Source organism: Bradyrhizobium sp. LTSPM299 (assembly GCF_000938235.1).
In the GTDB taxonomy this organism is placed as follows: Bacteria; Pseudomonadota; Alphaproteobacteria; order Rhizobiales; family Xanthobacteraceae; genus Bradyrhizobium.
This window is the reverse complement of the sequence record NZ_JYMU01000029.1, coordinates 50565-70355: the sequence shown is the minus strand read 5'-3', so window position 1 is coordinate 70355 and position 19791 is coordinate 50565. Positions and strand designations below refer to the sequence as shown.

Annotated in this window: 16 protein-coding genes; 3 read left to right on the top strand and 13 right to left on the bottom strand. The window is 65.5% G+C overall.

The genetic code is table 11. The features are described 5' to 3' along the window. Positions 1-67: 67 nt before the first annotated feature. Genes UP10_RS17175 through UP10_RS17165 form a run of 3 tightly spaced genes read right to left on the bottom strand, consistent with a single transcriptional unit; the run spans position 68 to position 4915 of the window. Entirely contained in the window at positions 68-3187 is a 3120-nt protein-coding gene (locus tag UP10_RS17175) for an efflux RND transporter permease subunit (RefSeq protein ID WP_044588497.1), read from the bottom strand. Continuing rightward, positions 3184-4371: an efflux RND transporter periplasmic adaptor subunit gene (locus UP10_RS17170; RefSeq protein ID WP_245321769.1), complete on the bottom strand. Its 1188-nt coding sequence runs from the start codon at positions 4369-4371 to the stop codon at positions 3184-3186. Before UP10_RS17170 ends, UP10_RS17175 begins: the two co-directional genes overlap by 4 nt. Further along, on the bottom strand, positions 4361-4915 hold the full coding sequence (locus tag UP10_RS17165) for a hypothetical protein (protein WP_050043707.1): 555 nt from the start codon (positions 4913-4915) through the stop codon (positions 4361-4363). Before UP10_RS17165 ends, UP10_RS17170 begins: the two co-directional genes overlap by 11 nt. A gap of 138 nt (positions 4916-5053) precedes the next feature. Here UP10_RS17165 and UP10_RS17160 point away from each other — a divergent pair, with 138 nt between their 5' ends. Beyond that, complete coding sequence (locus UP10_RS17160) at positions 5054-5971, top strand: LysR family transcriptional regulator (RefSeq protein ID WP_044588496.1); 918 nt, start codon at positions 5054-5056, stop codon at positions 5969-5971. Positions 5972-5986: 15 nt separating this feature from the next. Here UP10_RS17160 and UP10_RS17155 read toward each other — a convergent pair whose 3' ends face one another. The 10 genes from UP10_RS17155 to UP10_RS17110 all read right to left on the bottom strand — a co-directional run bounded on the left by UP10_RS17155 (position 5987) and on the right by UP10_RS17110 (position 17496). After that, positions 5987-7501 (bottom strand): glycerol-3-phosphate dehydrogenase, encoded by a 1515-nt coding sequence (locus tag UP10_RS17155; protein WP_044588495.1) that lies wholly within the window; start codon positions 7499-7501, stop codon positions 5987-5989. Continuing rightward, positions 7498-8229, bottom strand: coding sequence for a class II aldolase/adducin family protein (locus UP10_RS17150; protein ID WP_044588494.1), 732 nt, complete (start codon positions 8227-8229; stop codon positions 7498-7500). Before UP10_RS17150 ends, UP10_RS17155 begins: the two co-directional genes overlap by 4 nt. An 18-nt stretch (positions 8230-8247) precedes the next feature. Next, positions 8248-9288: a 2-hydroxyacid dehydrogenase gene (locus UP10_RS17145; protein WP_044588524.1), complete on the bottom strand. Its 1041-nt coding sequence runs from the start codon at positions 9286-9288 to the stop codon at positions 8248-8250. Further along, positions 9281-10861: an FGGY-family carbohydrate kinase gene (locus UP10_RS17140; protein WP_044588493.1), complete on the bottom strand. Its 1581-nt coding sequence runs from the start codon at positions 10859-10861 to the stop codon at positions 9281-9283. The genes UP10_RS17145 and UP10_RS17140 overlap by 8 nt, the downstream gene beginning before the upstream one ends. A 2-nt stretch (positions 10862-10863) precedes the next feature. Further along, positions 10864-11979 (bottom strand): ABC transporter ATP-binding protein, encoded by a 1116-nt coding sequence (locus UP10_RS17135; protein WP_502692204.1) that lies wholly within the window; start codon positions 11977-11979, stop codon positions 10864-10866. A gap of 13 nt (positions 11980-11992) precedes the next feature. Beyond that, positions 11993-13090 (bottom strand): ABC transporter ATP-binding protein, encoded by a 1098-nt coding sequence (locus UP10_RS17130; RefSeq protein ID WP_044588492.1) that lies wholly within the window; start codon positions 13088-13090, stop codon positions 11993-11995. 4 nt (positions 13091-13094) lie between these two features. Continuing rightward, entirely contained in the window at positions 13095-13952 is an 858-nt protein-coding gene (locus UP10_RS17125) for a carbohydrate ABC transporter permease (protein WP_044588491.1), read from the bottom strand. 16 nt (positions 13953-13968) lie between these two features. Further along, positions 13969-14898, bottom strand: a complete 930-nt coding sequence (locus UP10_RS17120; protein ID WP_197086839.1) for a carbohydrate ABC transporter permease — start codon at positions 14896-14898, stop codon at positions 13969-13971. Between the two features lie 115 nt (positions 14899-15013). Beyond that, positions 15014-16453, bottom strand: coding sequence for an extracellular solute-binding protein (locus UP10_RS17115; protein ID WP_044588489.1), 1440 nt, complete (start codon positions 16451-16453; stop codon positions 15014-15016). Between the two features lie 26 nt (positions 16454-16479). After that, on the bottom strand, positions 16480-17496 hold the full coding sequence (locus UP10_RS17110; protein WP_044588488.1) for a sugar-binding transcriptional regulator: 1017 nt from the start codon (positions 17494-17496) through the stop codon (positions 16480-16482). A gap of 145 nt (positions 17497-17641) precedes the next feature. On the opposite strand from UP10_RS17110, the gene UP10_RS17105 reads away from it, so the two are divergent. Next, positions 17642-18922 carry an FGGY-family carbohydrate kinase gene (locus UP10_RS17105; RefSeq protein ID WP_044588487.1) on the top strand — a complete coding sequence of 427 codons (1281 nt, stop codon included), beginning with the start codon at positions 17642-17644 and terminating at the stop codon, positions 18920-18922. After that, positions 18919-19788 (top strand): TIGR01459 family HAD-type hydrolase, encoded by an 870-nt coding sequence (locus UP10_RS17100; protein ID WP_044588486.1) that lies wholly within the window; start codon positions 18919-18921, stop codon positions 19786-19788. Before UP10_RS17105 ends, UP10_RS17100 begins: the two co-directional genes overlap by 4 nt. The last annotated feature ends 3 nt before the right edge of the window (positions 19789-19791 follow it).

Below are 19791 nucleotides of genomic sequence, written 5' to 3'. Positions count from 1 at the left end.
TTGGCTCCACGCTAGCGAACAGGCTGGAATGTCGATCGTCGAGCACCGGAATCGGCTCGGCTCCGGTTCAGCCGGACAATGATGGGTGCGCGGCTGGCTCGGTCGAACGGCTGCCGCGCTTTTGCCTGATCCAATGCGCGAACCCATCGAGATAGATGTAGACCACCGGCGTGGTGAACAGCGTTAGGAGCTGCGAGACGATCAACCCGCCGACCATGGCGTAGCCGAGCGGCTGCCGGAGCTCGGCACCGGTGCCGGCGCCGACCATCAGCGGCACGCCAGCGAGCATCGCGCACATCGTCGTCATCAGGATCGGGCGGAAGCGGGTCTTGCAGGCTTCGAACGCCGACTGCTCGGCGGTCAATCCGCGATTCCGCTCGGCCTCCAATGCGAAGTCGATCAGCATGATGCCGTTTTTCTGCACGATGCCGATCAACAGGATGATGCCGATGATCCCGATCACGTCGAGGCCGAAGCCGAACGCCATCAATGCCGCCAGCGCGCCAAGTCCGGCCGACGGCAGCGTCGACAGGATCGTGATCGGATGGATCGCGCTCTCATAAAGCATGCCGAGGATGAGATAGACCGCGACCAGCGCTGCCACGATCAGGATCGGCGTGCTGGCGAGCGACGCCTGGAAGGCCTGCGCGTTGCCCTGGAAACTGGTGGCGACCGTCGTCGGCATGTGCATGTCCGCCGTCGCCTTCTGCACGGCGGCGACCGCGGTGCCCACCGCCGTGCCGGGCGACAGGTTGAAGCTCAGCGTCACCGACGGGAACTGGCTCTGGTGATTCACCGCCAACGGCGCGGTGCCATACTCGATCGAGGTAAACTGGCCGAGCGGCACCATCGTGCCGCTGCCGGAGCGGACATAGATTCGGTTCAGCGCGTAGGGCCCGAGCTGGAACGACGGATCGACCTCGAGAATGACGTAATAGGTGTTGAGCGTGGTGAAGAGTTGCGCCACGTGGCGCTGGCCGAACGCATCGTACAGCGTGTTGTCGACGGTTGCGGGATCGATGCCGAGGCGCGAGGCGGCGTCACGGTCGATCTTGAGCTTGAGCTGCCGTCCGGCATTGGCCTGGTCGCTCGCGACGTCTGCGAGCTGCGGCAAGGTCTTCAGCTTGTTGTACAGCCTGTCCGACCAGGTGTTGAGCTCGTCCTGGTTCACGTCGGTGAGCGTGAACTGGTACTGCGTCTTGGACAGGCGGCTCGCCAGGTTGATGTCTTGCGTCGCCTGCATGAACACCTGAATGCCCTGAAGCTTCTGCAATTTGCCATTGAGCTGGCGGATCACCTCGTCGGCGGTGAAGTCGCGCTGCTGGCGCGGCTTCAGCAGGATGAACAGGCGGCCATTGTTCTCGGTCACAGTCGGCCCGCCCGGTCCGATATAGCCCGTCGCGTTCGCAACCGAGGGATCGCGCGCGATGATGTCGATGACGTTGCGCTGCAGGCTGGCCATCTGCGCCGGCGAGACGTCCGCGGACGCCTCCGTGATGCCGGCGATCATGCCGGTATCCTGCTGCGGAAAGAATCCTTTCGGGATCACCACGAACAGCACGCCGGTCAGCGCGATGCTCGCGAGCATCACCGACATCGTCGCCGGCTTGTAGCGAAGGGCCAGCCGCAGCACGGCCTCATAGCCGGACTGGATCGCGACAAAGCCGTTTTCCAGCCATCGCGACACCGCACCCGGCCGTGCATCATGCAACGGCGTGAGCAGATAGGCACACATCATCGGCGTCAGCGTGACCGAAACGATGACCGAGACCGCGATCGCGACGCACACCGTGACGGCAAATTCCTGGAACATGCGGCCGATCACGCCGCCCAACAGCAGCAAGGGGATGAACACCGCGACCAGCGACACCGAGATCGAAATAATGGTGAAGCCGATCTCGCCCGCGCCCTTGAGCGCGGCCTCGCGCGGCGACAGCCCCTCCTCGATATGCCGCGAGATGTTCTCGATCATGACGATGGCGTCGTCGACCACGAAGCCGACCGCGATCGACAGCCCCATCAGCGAAAGATTATCGAGGCTGTAGTTGAACAGGTACATCACGCCGAAGGTCCCGATCAGCGAAATTGGCACCGCGACGCCGGGAATGATGGTGGCCCAGACGTTGCGCAGGAACAGGAAGATGACGCCGACCACGAGCGCAATGGTCAGAAGCAGCGTGAACTGGACGTCGGCGACGCTGGCGCGGATGGTCAGGGTGCGGTCCGAAGCAATCTTGACCTGGATGTCGCTCGGAAGGCCCGCAATCAGTTGCGGCAGGATCGACTTGATGCGGTCCACGGTGGCGATCACGTTCGCGCCCGGCTGACGCTGGATCGCCAGCACGACGGCCGGCTTGTCGTTGTACCAGCCGTGCAGCGTGATGTCCTCGGCGTCGACCACGGCATGGCCGACGTCGCGCAGCCGGAGCGGCGCACCGTTGCGATAGGCGATGATCAGATTGTCGTAATCGTCGGCCTTCAGGACCTGGTCGTTGGTCGCGAGCGTATAGGCCTGCTGGTTGCCATAGAGCACGCCCTTCGGTTGGTTGACGGTCGCAACCCCGAGCACCGAGCGTACCTGTTCGAGGTCGAGGCCGGTGGCCGCGAGCTTGGCTGGATTGATCTGCACCCGGATCGAGGGCTTTTGCGCGCCGCCGATGGTGACGAGCGACACGCCGGGCACCTGCGACAGTTTCTGCGCCAGGATGCTGTCGGCATAGTCGTTGACCTTGGTCAGCGGCAGCGTGTCCGACATCAGCGCGATCAGCAGCACCGGGACGTCGGCCGGATTGATCTTCTTGTAGGTCGGCGGCGATGGCAGGGTCTTCGGCAACTGCCCCGCCGCGGCATTGATCGCGGTCTGGACGTCTTGAGCCGCCGCATCGACGCTGCGGTTCAAGGCGAATTGCAGCGTGATCTGGGTGTTGCCGAGCCCGCTGCTCGAGCTCATGCCGGTCAGCCCGGCAATCTGCCCGAACTGCCGTTCCAGCGGGGTCGCGACCGAGGAGCCCATGGTCTGCGGATCGGCGCCGGGCAATTGCGCGGTCACCTGGATCGTCGGCGTATCGATCGACGGCAGCGCCGAGATCGGAAGTTGAAAGAACGCGATCATGCCGACCAGCGTGATGCCGATGGTGAGGAAGGCGGTCGCGATCGGCCTGAGGATGAAGGCTCTGGAGATGTTCATGGCAGCATTCCCGCGCTCGCAGTCGATGCATTCTGCACCCGCGATTCCTGGTCGGCGGGAACGGCCTCCACCGCGGCGCCGTTGGCGAGGCGATACTGGCCGGCGACGACCACCGTGTCGGATGCTGACACGCCCTGCTCGATCATGGCCTCACCCGCCCGCGATTGACCGACGGTGACATTGCGCACCTCGACCGTGTGATCAGGCTTGACCAGATAGACGAACGGGCCGTTCGGTCCCTGCAGCACCGCCGTCAGGGGCACCGTGAGTGCATTGGGCTTGACGGCAATGGTCAGATGGATGTTGACGAAGGCGCCGGGCCACAGCGTCCGGTTGGCATTCGGGAAGGACGCCTTCAGCCGCACTGTGCCGGTCGAAGCGTCGATCTGGTTGTCGATCAGCATCAGGCTGCCTTGGTCGAGTTGCCTGCGGTTCTGCGCATCGAACGCGTCGACCGAGGCATTGCCTGCCGTCATCGCCCGCTGCACGTCGGGGATCTGCGTCGACGGCAAGGTGAAGATCACCGAGATCGGTTGCAACTGGGTGAGGATGACCAGGCCGTTGACGTCGGTGGGCGCGACGATGTTGCCGGGGTCGATCCGGCGGATCCCGGTGACGCCGTCGAACGGCGCCGCGATCGACGTGAAGCCCAATTGGGTGCGCGCAGCTTCCAGCGCCGCCTGGTCGAGCTGCAGCGTGCCCTCGCCCTGCGCCACCTGTGAGGTCTGGGTATCGAGCAATTGCTGGGTCGCGAAGCCGCGGTTGGCCAGCGGCAGGGTGCGCGCAAGGTCGGTTTTCACGTTCTTCAATGTCGCCTGGTCGCGGGTGAGCGCCGCGGCGGCCTGATCCACCTGGGCCTGGTAGACGCGCGGATCGATCTTCGCGAGCGGCTGCCCGCGCTTGACCGGCTGCCCCTCGACAAAGTCGACGCTCTCGAGCGTGCCTTGCACCTGGGTCCGGATGGTCGCGGTGTTGATTGGCGTGACGGTACCGAGCCCTTCGAGCACAATCGGCACGTCGTGCTGCCGAACATGCGCGACGGTGACGGGCACCGCACTTACGGCTTGAGAGAGACCGTCTCCGCCTGGGTGCGAAGCCGGCCGATAGCGGACATAGGCGCTCCCGGCGATCAGAACGCCGATCGCCAGAGCCGCCATGCTGATTGTCTTCGTCCTAGTCATCATGCGATCGAACTCCATTGCTGGCCTGACGGCTGATGGTGGCGACCAGCTCAAGCAGGAAGGTTCCGGTTGCGCTCGCGATCGCCTGGGCGTCGCGGGTGGCTCCCGGCGGGAGCATCAAGATTCGCTCGTCGAGATCGGCCGCGCGCAACGCATCGATCAGGCCATCCGCCGGTACCGGCCCATCCTTGCGCACGACCAGCCGCACCGCGGTGGTGCTCGACACGATCGGCAATCGCGGCGGCGCGCAGGGAATATCGGCGACGACAATGCCGGCGCAGGCGAGAACGTCCTCGAGCACCAGCTCAAGCGCCAGCCGGCCGGCTGCTCCGGCTCCGAGCAGGATCAAATGGGTTGGATGCTTGTGCCACCGGTCACGCGAGGCAGTGACGGCCGCGATCAGCGCTGCGCGCCGCAATTCGGCCGAACCGCCCGGCACGTCGGCGCGAGCCCAGACCGCGAGGGGATTCTGCTGTCGCCAACGCTGGAGATCCGCCGCCATCGACATGGCAGGCGCATTGGCGTCGCTGACGACGGTCACCAGCACCCGCGCTGTCGTCTCGGGTGCGTGACGACCGGTCTGTGGGTTACCTGATATGAGCATGCCGCGAAGGTGGGCGCGACGGCTATATTAATCAAATGAATTGATCTAATATGGAGATGCACAACACGAATATGGCGCGCCATGAAGGTGAGGAATCTCGATCTCAATCTGCTGCTCGTGTTCGACGCCGTGATGCGCGAACGCAGCGTACTGCGCGCGGCTGATGCGCTTGCGCTCAGCCAGCCGGCGGTCAGCCACGCGCTGAACCGGTTGCGGCAGGCGATCGACGACCAGCTCTTCGTTCGCACCCCCGCGGGCATGATGCCGACGCCGCGGGCCGAGCAGCTCGCACTGCCCGTCCGAAAGGCGCTGAACGATCTGCAGGTCGCCATCGCCGGAGACAGCTTCGATCCCGCAACCGCCGAGCGGCGTTTCGCGATCGCGGTGAACAATTATGCCGCGGTGGTGCTCGCCGGACCGATCGTGGCGGCAGCGCGGGCGCAGGCGCCGAACGTGCGGCTCTCGCTGGTGCCGAGCGGCACGCTCGACCTCACCGACAGGCTCGATCGCGGGGAGCTCGACCTCGTGATATCGGCACGGCAAGCCGATGCCGAGCGGCTCGCCTCAAAGGTGCTGATCGAGGACCGCTACGTCGCAGTGCTGAGACGCGGCCATCCGGCACTGAAGAAGAAATTGACGTTCGCGGCACTGGCGGAGCTGGAGCATCTCGCGATTTCCTCCAGCGGCGAGGACATGAGCTTTCTCGACCAGGCGATGCAGGCGCGAAACGCGGCCCGCCGGGTGGCTCTCGACGTGCCCTATCTTGCGGCGGGCGCCGTGCTCGTGCAGTCCAACCTGGTCGCGATCCTCAGCCGAAATCTGGCGCAGGAGTTTCGCCGGGCGCATCCGATCGAGATCAGGGACCTTCCGCTCGAAGCTCCCCGGCTCCGCAGCGTCATGCTATGGCACCGCCGCTTCGACGACCTGCCTGCGCATCGCTGGCTGCGCGAATCCATCGCCGCGGTAGCGGGCACGCTTGGTGAAAGCCCGCGCGCCTGAACTCCTGCCTCCACTCTAGTTGCCCGCAATGTAGCTTTCGAAGGCGTCGCGCTGTGCTTGTGTCAGATGCAAGCCGTGCTTGGTGCGGCGGTCCAGAATATCCGCTGATGTCGTCGCCCATTCGGTTTCCCGCAGATAGGCGACCTCGCGCTCGTAGAGCTGTCCGCCGAAATGGCGTCCAAGATCGGCACAGCTACGGGCCGGCCCGAGCAGCGCGCGCGCCCGGGTGCCGTAGAGCCGCGCATAGTGCAGCACCAGTTCGCGCGGCAGATCGGGATAGTCGCCGGCAAGTTCGCTTGCGAAATCGCTGAAATCGCCGATGTCGCCGCCCGGCAGCGACTTTCCGGATGTCCATGCCGGCGACAGCTTCGGAAACCACGGTTCGAGGCGCTGCAGCGCGTGTTCGGCGAGCCGCCGATAGGTGGTGATCTTACCGCCGAAGATCGACAGCAGCGGCGCAATATCGGTCGCGCCGTCGACCTCAAACACATAGTCCCGTGTCACCGCGGACGGATTCTCGGCATTGTCGTCATAGAGCGGCCGCACGCCCGAGAAGGCGTGCACGATGTCGGATTGTTGCGGCGCGTTCTTGAAGTAACGCTGCAGCACCTGCAACAGGTAGGCGATCTCGGATTGATCGATCGCGACCTGTTCGGCGCGGCCCTCGTAGGGAATGTCAGTGGTGCCGACCAGAGCGAGATCGTTCTCGTAGGGATTGACGAAGATCACGCGGCGATCGTCATTCTGCAGCAGATAGGCCTGTGGCCCGCGCCAGAATTTCGGGACCACCAGATGGCTGCCCTTGACCAGCCGCACATTGTGCCCGGAATTGAGACCGGCGACTCCTTGCACGACGTCCTGCACCCACGGCCCGGCTGCGTTGACCAGCGCCCGCGCGCGCACGACCTCAGTGATGCCATCGTCGCGCCGCATCTCCAGCCGCCACCGATCACCCTCCCGGCGCGCGCCGACGGCGCGGGTGCGCGGCAGGATCACGGCACCGTGGCCGGCGGCATCGATCAGATTGAGGATGACCAACCGCGCGTCATCCACCCAGCAGTCGGAATATTCGAAGGCCCGGCGAAATTCCGAACGTAGCGGCGCGCCTTCCGGTGCGCGCGACAGATCAAGGCTGCGGCTCGACGGCAGTCGCTTGCGGCCGCCGAGATGATCGTAGAGGAACAGTCCGGTGCGGACCAGCCAGGCCGGCCGCTGCTCCGGCGAATGCGGCAGCACGAAGCGCATCGGCCAGATGATGTGCGGCGCGGAGGCCAGCAGCACCTCCCGCTCGATCAGCGCCTCGCGTACCAGGCGGAACTCGTAATATTCGAGATAGCGCAGGCCGCCATGGATCAGCTTGCCCGAGCGCGACGAGGTGCCTTCGGCGAAATCGTCCTTCTCGCAGAGCAGCACCTTCAGCCCGCGGCCCGCGGCGTCGCGTGCGATGCCGGCGCCGTTGATGCCGCCGCCGATGACGGCGATATCGACCAGCCCGTGATCCCTGCCTGCGGCCGGCGCAGCGCCATTCATCGCTTGCTGCTACGCCTCTTCTCGGCACGGCGAGGCGCCGCCTTCGCCGCCGCGCGCATCTTCGGTTTCGATTTCGGCGTCTGCAGGCCGTAGCTGGAGAACCCTTGCGCCGTCTCGGCGATCTCCTCGTCGGACAGGACGACGCGCGAATCGAGCGCAAGCGAGAGATAGTACTGCCGTGCGATGGTCTCGAGTTCGACCGCCAGCCACATCGCCTTGTCGAGATTGGCGCCGAGCGCAATCATGCCGTGATTGGCAAGCAGGCAACCGTTGCGGCCCTCGAGCGCTGATATCGCGTGCTCCGATAATTCCTTGGTGCCGTAGCGCGCATAGCACGCGCAACGGATATCGGCGCCGCCGAACGCCGCGATCATGTAATGGCAGGCCGGGATCGGCTTGCGCGCGATCGCAAGCACAGTCGCATAGGTGGAATGGGTGTGGACGATGCCGCCGACATCGGGCCGCGCGCGCATGATGTCGAGATGGAAGCGCCATTCGGTGGACGGCTGCAACGGGCCGTCCCAGTCGCCATAGGCGCCTTCGAGCGGCATCGACGCGATCATCTCGGGCTTCATCGCATCATAGGGCGTCGCCGACGGCGTGATCAGCATCCGGTCCTTGTAGCGGGCGGAGATGTTGCCAGATGTCCCCTGATTGAGACCCGACGCGTTCATCCATCGGCACTTGGCGATGATTGCCTCGCGCAATTGTCGTTCCTCACGGGTCATGCGGACTGCCTTTCCTCTTCAGCACGGATGGAGTGGCGGTTCGCCCGCCAGGAAGCGGCGAACCTCTTCGGCCGCCTGCTCGGCGGCGACGGTGACGGTGCGCACGGAGGCGCCGGCGATGTGCGGCGTCAGGGTGACGTTGGGCAGTTGCAAGAGCGGCCAGTCCGCCGGCACCGGCTCGACGGCGAATGTATCGAGCATGGCGCCGCCCAGATGTCCCGAGGCCAGCGCATCGTGAAGCGCCGCATAGTCCACCAGCGGACCGCGCGCAGTATTGATCAGCAACGCACCCTGCTTGACCTGCGCCAGCGCATCCCGCCCGATGAATCCGGTGGTCTCAGGCGTGACCCGCGCGTGCAGCGTGACGACATCGGCGCGCGCAAGCAATTCGCCGAGCGCGACGTGCTCGACGCCGTCATTGCGGTCCTGGGCGCTGATCTGGACATAGGGATCGGCGACCAGGATCCTGCAGCCGAACGCCTTGAGTAGCTTCACCACGCGGCTGCCGATCGCGCCGTAGCCGACGATGCCGACAGTCATCTCGCCAAGCTCTCGCCCGGTGCGGTCGGCGCGATAGAGATCGCCGCGCCACTCGCCCGCGCGCAACGCCTCATGACCGCTGCGGATCAGGCGGGTCTCGGCGAGGATGGCGCCGATGGTGAACTCCGCCACCGCGCTGGCGTTGCGGCCGGGCGTGTTGACGACCAGCACGTTGTGATCCCGCGCGGCCTGCAGGTCGATATTGACGGGTCCGCCGCGCGAGACCGCGATGAATTTCAGATTCGGCAGGCGCTCCAGCATCGACCGTGAGATCGGCGCCAGATGGGTGACCAGGAGTCCTGCGTCGCCGATGAAGGCTGTGATCTCGTCCGGCTGCCCCATGAATTCCTTCAGCCCGTCGAGCTTCGATCCGGCATAGCCGTGCTCCATCGGCTCGTCCGGCCAGGGCTGCTCCAGGGTGCGGATATCGACGCCATTGCCACAGGCGGAATTGATGCGTTCGGCGAACATCGACGGCAGCATGAAGCGGTCGCCGATGATGGCAATGGATCTAGACATGGTCGTCTCCGGCACGCAGCGCGGCAAGTTGCTTCCAGACCGGCCGCGACGCCAGCCTCGCATCACGGTAGGTCGGGAACATCCTGGCGTAGCGCTTCGCCAGATCAGCGTCGGGCGGCTGCGGGGCGCTGAGATGTGGTGCCACCCAGCGCTCCGCGCACGCGGTCATGTCGGGATAGGCATCGATCGCAACGGCCGCGATCATCGCAACGCCCGCCGCGCCGGCCTCGGCGCGGCTGCAGACGCGGATGTTACAATCCAGCGCGGCCCCGAGAATAGCGCCAAGCGCACGGCTGCGCGACGCGCCGCCCGTGATCCTGACATCGCGCGGCAGCGGGCCCATCGCGGCGTAACAATCGCGCGCGGCAAAGGCGAGCCCCTCGATGACACCGCGCATCAGGTCTCCATAGCGATGGCGCGAGCGCAGGCCGAAGAATTGCGCGCTGGCCTCATGCGAGACAAACGGGCCGCGCTCCCCGGCATCCGAGATGAACGGATGAAACAGCACCTCGCCAGGTTTTGCCTCCAGCACCTGATCGTCGAGCCGGCGGATCAGATCGGCGCGCGTACGCGTCACACCTTCGGCCGCCAGCACATCGCGCGCCAGGTCGAGCATCCAGTCGATATTCAGCGTCGCCGCCATGTTGGACTGCATCTGGGCATAGTGCCCCGGGACCGGGAACGGCATCGTGTAACCGGTCGCCTCGGGGTTCAGCGTCACCGCGTCGGCGCTCCTGACGAGACGCATATGCATGCCGGTTGAACCGAGGATGGTGCAGCCGACATCCGGCACCGGGTCGTAGAGACCCGCACCAAGCGCGTTGCAGAGCACGTCCACATAGCCGAGACAGACCGGCACGCCCTCCGGCAGGCCGGTTTCGATCGCGGCCGCCGCAGTCAGCGGATGCGTCACCGCTGATCCGTCGATAACTGGTGGAAACAGCCGCACCAGGTCGGCGATGCCGATCAATCGCGCGGCTTCCACGTCAAAATTCCGCTTGCGGAAATCGCCGCATGTGAAGGTCGCTTCCGACGGATCGGTCGCGCGCTCGCCGGTGAGCAGGAAATAGAGCCAGTCCTTGCAATGAAAGGCGGTCGCAGCCCTTGCGATCGTGTCCGGCGCGTGCGCCTGCAGCCACGCCAGTTGCGGCCCCTGCTGGCAGGCGCTGAGCCCCGAACCGGTGCGCCGATAGAGCGGCGCATTGTGCTCGCTCGCACGGATCTCCTCGACCAGCGGGCCGGCGCGGGAGTCGAGCCAGAGCAGCCCTGGTGCGACCGGCCGGCCGTCGTCATCGATCAACCAGGTGCCGTCGCCCTGCCCGGTCACCGCGATCGCCGCCACCCGTGAAGACAGTTCAGGTACGGCGCTCGCGAGTCCGTGAATCACCGCCACGGTATCGCGCCAGGTCCGCGCCATGTCCTGCTCGACATGGCCGCCGCCCAGGGTGCTGTAGGCATTCGGCAGCGAGATATCGGCCAGCTGCTCGCCGGCCAGCGTGAACGCCACCGCCTTGATCAGCGATGTGCCGGCATCGATGCCGATGATGACGTCGCGGTTCACGGAAGCGACCATCGTCAGGACACCTCCGCGTGTCGAATGCAGGTCCCGTCCACCCCGAAGAGATGAAAATGACGCGGCTCCAGCGCGAACGGCACCATCCCGCCCGGCCGCGCCGCGACGCGGCCTTGCGTCACCGCAATCAGCATGCGGCCGCCGCAGTCGCCGGCGACATGCGACTGATCGCCGAGCCATTGGTTGGAAACGACCTTGACCGGGACATTCCCCGTGCCGACCGCAATCTTCTGCGGCCGGATGCCGATCCGTACTTTGGTCGTCTCTCCAAGCGTCCTCGCCGCCTCGCGGCTTAGCGCGGACGCGCCGATATCGAAGGTCATGCCTGAACCGATCGACAGGCGGAAGCCGCCATCCGACCTGATAACGTCCGCGTCGAGCAGGTTCATCGGCGGCTCGCCGATGAAGCTCGCGACGAACAGGTTTGCGGGCCGGTTCTTCAGCTCCTTTTCGCTGGCGAATTGTTGCAGCAGACCGCCCTCCATCACCGCAATGCGATCGGCCAGCGCACTCGCCTCGGTCTGATCATGCGTGACGAAGATCGCCGTCATGCCGCGTTCGGCGAGCAGGCTCTTGATCCGCCCGCGCAGCACGGCGCGCAGCTGCGGCTCGAGCTGTCCCATCGGCTCGTCGAGCAGATAGAGATCGGCATCGCGCACCAGCGCCCGCGCCAGCGAGACGCGCTGCTGCTGGCCGCCGGAAATCGCGCGGGGGTAGCTGTCGAGGATGTCGTCGATCTCAATCAGACGGGCGATCTCGTCGACGCGGCGCGAAGCATCAGCTCGCGACAATTGTGTGGATTTCAGCGCGAACGCGATGTTCTCGCGGACCGTCAGCGGCGGATAGAGCGAATAGCCTTCAAAGGCCATCGCCACCTTCCGCCGCGCCGGCGGCAATTCGTGGATCTGCCGCCCGTGCAGCGCAATCGATCCGGCCGAAACATCCTCGAAGCCTGCGATCATGCGCAAGGTCGAGGTCTTGCCGCAGCCCGACGACCCCAACAGCGCCACGATCTCGCCCTTCTCGACCACCATGTCGAGCGCGCACACGGCCTGGACCGGCGGCTTGCCGCGGCTGTGGTAGACTTTGTCGATGCCCCTGAGTTCGAGCATGTCCATGGTCATCCGCTCCCTATGCCGCCTGGCGGCGATGCGACAGGCCGATCCAAAGCCCGGTCGCGCGATCGAACAGCATCGTCGCTTCAGGGGCGAAGCGGACGAAGACGGCATCATCGGCCACACCTAGAGATGCGTCGTGCGGCAGCGCCGCCAGCCACTCCGTTCCATCGGCGAGACGGAGCAGCAGCACCGCCTTCTCGTGCATCGGTGTAACCGCGAGAATCCGCCCCGGGATGGCGTCGTCGCCAGGTGTGGACGAAATCACGAGATCTTCCGGCCGGACCCCAAGCCAGCACGGACCATCAGGCGCGACACCGACGGCCGAACCGAGCCACGTCCTCGCACCCGCGACAACAGCCGACAGCGCGCCGTGCTCGGCGACGGGTGTGACCTCCGCAAGATTGATGGTGGGGTCGCCGAACAACCGCGCGACGGCGACGGAGGCCGGCTGCGCGTAGATCTCGTCTGGCGTCCCAATCTGCGCGAAACGGCCGTCGATCAGCACAGCAATCCGGTCGGCGATCGCCATCGCCTCGCGATAGTCCTGCGTCACATAGAGCACGGCAGCCGAGCCGCGCCGCAGCAGGCTCGGCAACTCGAGCCGCATCTCGTAGCGCAGCTTGGCGTCGACGTTGCGCAGGGGGTCGTCGAGCAGCAGCACGTCGGGATTGCCGATCAGCGCGCGGGCGAGCGCGGTGCGTTGTTTCTGTCCGTTCGACAATTCGCGCGGCGTGTGGCCGAGCACGTGCTCGATCTTGAGCAGTTTGCTGATTGCAGCGACGCGGGCCGTGACTTCGGCGGCCTTGGCGCGCAGGCCGCTTGCGATGTTGTCGCGTGCGGTCATGTGCGGAAACAGCGCGAAGTTCTGGAACGCCATGCCGATGCCGCGCCGCTCGGGCGCGGCACCCACGATCGAGCGGCCACCGACCTGGATGTCGCCGTCGTCGGGCTCGAACATGCCGGCGATCATACGCAACACCACGGTCTTGCCGCTGCCGGACGGACCGAACACGGCGACGATCTCGCCGGACTCGACCGTCAGCGACAGGCCATCGGCCGGCCGCATTGCGCCGAATGCCTTGCTAACCGAATTGATATCGAGACGCGCCATCGGATCAGCCTTTCACCGCGCCGAGCGACAAGCCCTCGACCAGATAGCGCTGCGCGTAGAGCGCCAGCAGCAGCGTCGGCGTCACCGACAGCACGATCGCGGCGGCGATCTGGCCGTACTGGATGCCGGACGCGGTCACGAAGGCGAGCGCGCCCACCGTCACCGGCTGCTTGTCGGCCGACGCCAGGATCAGCGCGAAGACGAAATTGTTCCAGCAGAAGATGAACGACAATAGCCCGGCTGCGGCGATGCCCGGTCCCGCCAGCGGCACCGCAATACGGGTAAACGCCTCCCACCAGGAATGCCCGGCCAGCCGATAGGCGTGCTCGATGTCGGGGCTGATGTCCTCGAAATAGCCGCGCACGATCCACAGGATCAGCGGCAGCGCGATCAGCTGGTAGACCCAAACGATGCCGAAGTAGGTGTCGTTGAGACCGAGCTCCTGATAGTAGAGCGACAGCGGCAGCAGCACGAGCAGCGGCGGCGCGAAGCGGAACGACAGCAGCGTGAAGGCAATTGTCTCGCCGAGCCGAAACTTGAAGCGGGCAAAGGCATAGGCCGCCGGCACGCCGAGCAGCAACGCCAGCGCCACCGCCGCGCTCGACAGCACGACGCTGTTGAACAGGTTGCGCATGAACGTAATCTGGAGATTACCCGCAGCGGTGTGCAACTGGCCCGAGATCAGCGCTTTGTAGTTCGACAGCGTCGGCTCGAACAGGAGGCGCGGCGGAATCCGCAAGATCTGGTCGTTGTTCTGGAACGACATCATGAAGATCCAGACGATCGGAAACATGAAGAACAGCACGATGAGCGTGAGCGCCACGCCCCGGAAGATGCGGCCGGCAAGGCTGGAGTGTTCCATCACAATCCTCCCGGCGTCACGCGTGGCCGTGCGCACGCGCGCGCAGGCGAAGCCAGTTCTTGATGAAGATGTTCGACAGGATGTTGGTGATGAGCCAGAGGATCATCAGCAGCGCCGCCGACCGGCCGACATTGGTGTACTGGAAGAACTCGAGATAGGCCTGCACCTGGAACACCATCAGCCGGTCACCCGGGCCGCCTTGCGTCATCGCGTAGATGATGTCGAATTGCTGGATCGAATCGAGTAACCGAAACAGCGACGCGGTGATGATGTAGGGCGTGAGCATCGGAAGCGTGATGCGGAAGAACACGAAGGTTGCCGGCACGCCGTCGAGGGCCGCCGCCTCGAACGGCTGGCGCGGCAGCGAGCGCAACCCCGCGAGCAGCAGGATCATGATAAACGGCGTGTAGACCCAGATATCGACCAGCACCACCGTGAACAGCGCGGTCGACGGATCGGAGGCCCATTTGAAATCGGTGACGCCGAACAGGCTGACCAGGTAGGACAGGATGCCGAAGCTCGGATTGGTCATCAGCTTCCACATCAAGGCCGCGATCGCCGGCGCGGTCATCAGCGGCAACAGCAGCATGATCGAGACCGCGTTGTGGAATCGGGTCGGCCGGCGCAGCAGCAGCGCGATCGCAAGGCCGAGCAAGAGCTCGAGCACGACCGTCAGCACGGTATAGGTGATCGAGATGCGGAGCGTGTTCCAGAACGCAGGATCCGAGAGGAAGTCGATATAATTGTCGAGGCCGATGAAGCCGCGCAGATACGGCAGGTTCAACCGGTAGCGCTGCAGCGAATAGATCGCCGCGGTCACGAACGGAACCAGGATCGCGATGCAGATCAATAGCGCCGGCAGGCTGAGGAGATAGGGCAGCCAGCGGACGCGCGGCTTTGGTCTTGCCGGCGCGGCCTGCGCGTTCGTCTGAAGAAGTTGGACCATGCTCATGATGATAAGGGATCGCTTGCAGGAGGCAAAGCCGCCGGCTCGGAATGGGGCCAGGGTCCGAGCCGGCGGGGTTGGCGTGGTGCGGAGGAAGCGGCACCACGCGATGGGGTCAACCGAGACCAGCCTGTTTGAGCTGGCGGTTGATGCTGTCGGCGAGCTTGTCGAGCCCTTCGTCGACGGTGACCTCCTTCGCCACCATCTTCTGCAACGAGGCGGCCCATTCGGTCGTCAGGTCGAAGAACAGCGGCTGCGCGGTGAAATAGATCTTGGCACCGGGCGCCGAGACGTCATGCTGCTCGAGATAGCCGGGGTACGACTTCGCGATGCGGTCGCGGAACTCGCTGTCCTTCCACACCGAGGCCCGCACCGGGTTGACGAAGTCCATCTTGCGGGCGCCGAACAGATCGTGCTCGGTCGACGCCGCCCACTGCATGAACAGCCACGCCGCGTCCTTCTGCTTGGAGAAGGTCGACATCGCGAGCGACCAGATCCAGACATTCGGGGTCGGCGCCTTGGCGGCCGGGTTGGCGGCAAACGGCGCATAGCCGAGATGTCCCTGCTCCTTGTTGTCGCCGCCATTCATGAAGTAGCCGAGGATGTCGGCGTCGAAGATCATGCCGGAGGCGCCGGCGCCGACGTCGGTGCCGACCTGATACCAGGTATAGGTCGACCAGTTCTTCGGGCCGGAGCCCTGGATCATCTTGACCCACTTCTCGTGGAAATCCTTCGACGCCTTGGTGTTCATCGCGGCCTTCAGCTTGCCGCCTTCCATCACAAAGTCCTTCTGGCCGAAGTTCGAATAGGCCGACAGGAAACCGGGATGGATCGACGCCCAGGAGCGCGAGCCGCGCACGCCGATGCCGTAGGGACCGCCGGCGTCCTTGGTGATCTTGGCCGAGACCTCCAGCATCTCGTCGAGATTCTTCGGCGGCTTGACGCCGACCTTGTCGAAGATGTTGCGGTTGTAGGTGATGTTGTTGAGCTCATAGCCCCAGGGGATGCACCACTGCTTGGCCTTGCCCGAACCGAGCTCGGAGCCGGCGACGCCGTCCCATGCCGTCGAGGCGCGCAGGCCCGGCAGCACGTCGTCCCAGGCGAAGGCCGGATTGGTCTTCGCCGGATCCTTGATGTAGGTGTTGAGGTCCTCGATCCAGCCGGCCGGACCGTAGGTCCAGGTCATGTAGGCGCCGGTCATGAAGGCGTCGTACTGATCCGACTTGGACGACAGCGCCGCGGTCACCTTGTCGAAATAGACGTCCTCCGGGAAAATATCGTAGGTGATGTTCATGCCGGTCAGGGCCTTGAACGCCTCGATATCGCCGATCATCGCATCCACGTAAGGATGCTTGTTCAGGAGCAGCTTGATGGACTTGCCGCTCTGCGCCTTCCAGTTGAAGTCCGCGGCCATCGCCTTCGACGTCGATGACGCGAAGGCGGCGTTCGCGGCGATGCCCGCGATGCCGAGCTTGGCGGCACCGTCGAGCAGGTCGCGGCGGCTGATGCGTTTGGCGGCGTAGGAGTCGAACAGATTCTTCTCGCGATCGAACATGTATTTCCTCTCCTTGTTGACGCTTGTTACGTTTCCTTCCGGGTCTTGCTTCTCGTCCTGCCGGATGTGGTCTCCGGCTTGTCGGTGGCGAGTGCTTTCGCGGTCACTTCGTCGGTGATGAAACCATGCAGCACGCCGCTGCGCAGCACGCCGCGCAGTGCCGTCACCTTGGCCGTGCCGCCGGCGATCGCGACGATGCGATGCTTCCTGAGGTCGGGCACGCTCATCGAGGTCGCACGCGCCGAGAGATCGGTGTCCAGCACCGCTCCGTCGGCGCTGAAGAAATGTCCGAGCAGGTCGGCACAGGCACCGACGCGCTTCAGCTCGGTCACTTCATCGGGCTTGATCATGCCGCTCGACACCAGGAAGCCCTCGCGGCTGATCTGGCCGATGCCGACGAACAGCAGCGAGGCCTTGCGCGCCAGCGCGAACACCTCGGCGATGCCGAATTGCTGCATCAGCACGGCGCGGTCGGCGACCGAATTGGCGAACACCGGCACCGGCAGCAGATAGGCCTCCGCGCCGGTGCGCTCCGCCAGCCGATGGATCACGTCGAACGGATTGGCGGCGAATTTCCGGGTCAGTCCGCCGAGCAGCGACACGAATTGCACGTCGCGCGCCGGCGTCTGCGGCATCTGCTCGACGACGGCGGCAAGGGTGCGACCGTGGCCGACGCCGATCACCTTGTCGTCGCCGCGCTCCAGCGTCTGGCGCAGGAAACTCGCGCCTTCCAGCGCCAGCGCCTTCAACGGCAACTCGCCCTCGCCGAGATCCGGCGCGACCCGGCAGAATGACAGACCAAAGCGCTGCACGAGTTCGTTCTCCAGCGCGACGCATTCGGCAACCGGCCCCTCGACGAACACGCGGATCATGCCCTCGCGGCTGGCGCGCGCGATCAGCCGGTGTGCCTTGGTGCTCTGGATGTTGAGGCGATCGGCGACCTCCGACTGGGTCAACCCCGCTGCGAAATACAGCCACGCCGCGCGCGTCGCGAGCGACGCTTCGCCATCGATCACCGGCAGCCTGTCGGTCGGGGGAGCCATTCCTGGAAAAGTCCCACTTGCAAATTTCTTCACGGCCTGCAAAAAATTGCAGAGGCCGGGCGGGGCGTCAACCCCCTAAACGTGCTGCAGCGCAACCGAACACCCAAAGCGGCGGAGCGCGGGCACCAGATCACGGTGGAGCCACATGGGAGGTTTGTTCCTCGGCATCGATGTCGGAACTGGAGGAGTCCGCGCCTGCGCCATCGATGCGCAGGCCGGCATTCGCGGCTTCGCGTCGACCGCACTGCCCGCACCGCGCGTCGACGGCAATGCCATCGACCAGACGCCTGAGCTTTGGTGGCAGGCGACGGTCGACACGATCGGCAAGCTCGGCGAAACCGTCGATCTCGGCGAGATCGCACGCATCGTCGTCGATGGCACATCGGGAACGCTGTTGCTGACCGATGCAGCCGGCCGCCCCTGCACGCCGGGGCTGATGTACAACGATGCCCGCGCGACGCGGCAGGCCGCGCGCGTTGCTGCGATCGCCCCGGCGGAAAGCGGCGCGCATGGCGCGAGCAGCGCGCTGGCCAAGCTGCTCTATCTGCTTGATAACGGCACGAGCGGCGACATCAGCCACGCGGTTCACCAGGCGGACTGGATCGCCGGCCGGCTCGCGGGCCGTTACGGCATCAGTGACGAGAACAATGCGCTGAAGCTTGGCTACGACCCGGTCGCGCGCAGCTGGCCGGCCTGGCTCGACCAGCTCGGCGTGAACAGCGATCTGCTTCCCCAGGTTCTGGTGCCGGGAACGCCCTTCGCCGAGATCGACCCGGCACTCGCGCGGACGCTCGGCCTATCGCCATCAGCGCAGATCGCCGCGGGCACCACCGATGGCGTCGCCGCTTTCATCGCGACGCGCGCCGACCAGCCGGGAGATGCCGTCACCTCGCTCGGCACCACGCTGGTGGTGAAACAGCTCGCGACGCAGCCGATCTTCGCGGCCAATCAGGGCGTCTATTCACACCGGCTCGGCGATCGCTGGCTTGCCGGCGGCGCCTCCAACTCCGGCGGCGCCGCGCTGTTGATGCATTTCAGCGCCGACGAGATGGAGCGACTGACGCCGCAGGTCGAGCCGGATCAACCGACCGGGCTCAACTATTATCCGCTGCCCAAGCCCGGGGAACGTTTCCCGATCGCCGATCCGGCGCTCGCCGCGCGGATCACGCCGCGCCCTGCGGAAGATCACCGGTTCTTCCAGGGCCTGCTCGAGGGCATCGCCTCGGTCGAAGCGCTCGCCTATCGTCAATTGGCAGGGCTCGGCGCTCCACGCCTGCGTCGCGTCATCGGGATCGGCGGCGGCGCGAAGAACGAGGCGTGGACCAGGATCAGGCTCCGAACTCTCGGCGTCCCTGTCTCCGTCGCCGAACAGTCTGAAGCAAGCTACGGCGCCGCGCTGCTCGCCTTGAAGGGCGGTCCGCCATGAAGGCCGATGCCACCGCGATATCAGGCCTTCGCGCCATCGCCGACCGCTTCGATCATGTGCTGCTCGACCAATGGGGCACGCTGCACGAAGGCATGGCGGTGTTTCCCGCAGCCCATGATTGCGTGGTGCAACTGCACGCAGCCGGCAAGCGCATCCTGATTCTCTCCAACTCCGGCAAGCGCGCCGACAGCAACCAGCGCCGCCTCGCCGCGCTCGGCCTTGCGCCGGACACCTACGACGGCGTGCTATCTTCGGGTGAAGTCACCTGGCGCGGCCTGCAGTCGCGCGAATATGGGCCCTTTGCCGGCCTCGGCAGCGCCTGCTTTCTGATCTCGCGCGACAGTGACCGCTCGATCGTCGATGGGCTCGACCTTACAGTCGCTGCCGATATTCACGACGCCGATTTCATCCTGCTGGCCGGACTCGACGACAGCGCCGCCGAGCCCGAGCAATGGCGCGACCGTCTGACGGAGGCCGCAGCGCGCAAGCTGCCGATGCTGTGCGCCAATCCCGATCTCGTGATGTTCGGTGTCACCGGACTGGTCCCCGCGCCGGGCGCGCTGGCGGCCTTCTATCGACAGCTCGGCGGCACCGTGATGTTCGTCGGCAAGCCACATGCGCCGATGTTCGCGGCCGCGCTCGAACGACTGGAGCGCCCGCGACCGGAACGGGTCCTTGTCATCGGCGACTCCCTCGATCACGATATCGCCGGCGGGCGCGCCGCAGGGATGTTGACCCTGCTGATCGGTTCGGGTGTCCACCGCGAGACCTTGGCGCAATCGGACGACGCGCGAAACGCGACCCGAGATGCAGCCGGCGCAGAAGCCCGGATGCCGCACTGGACGATGCAACATTTGGCCTGGTGAGAA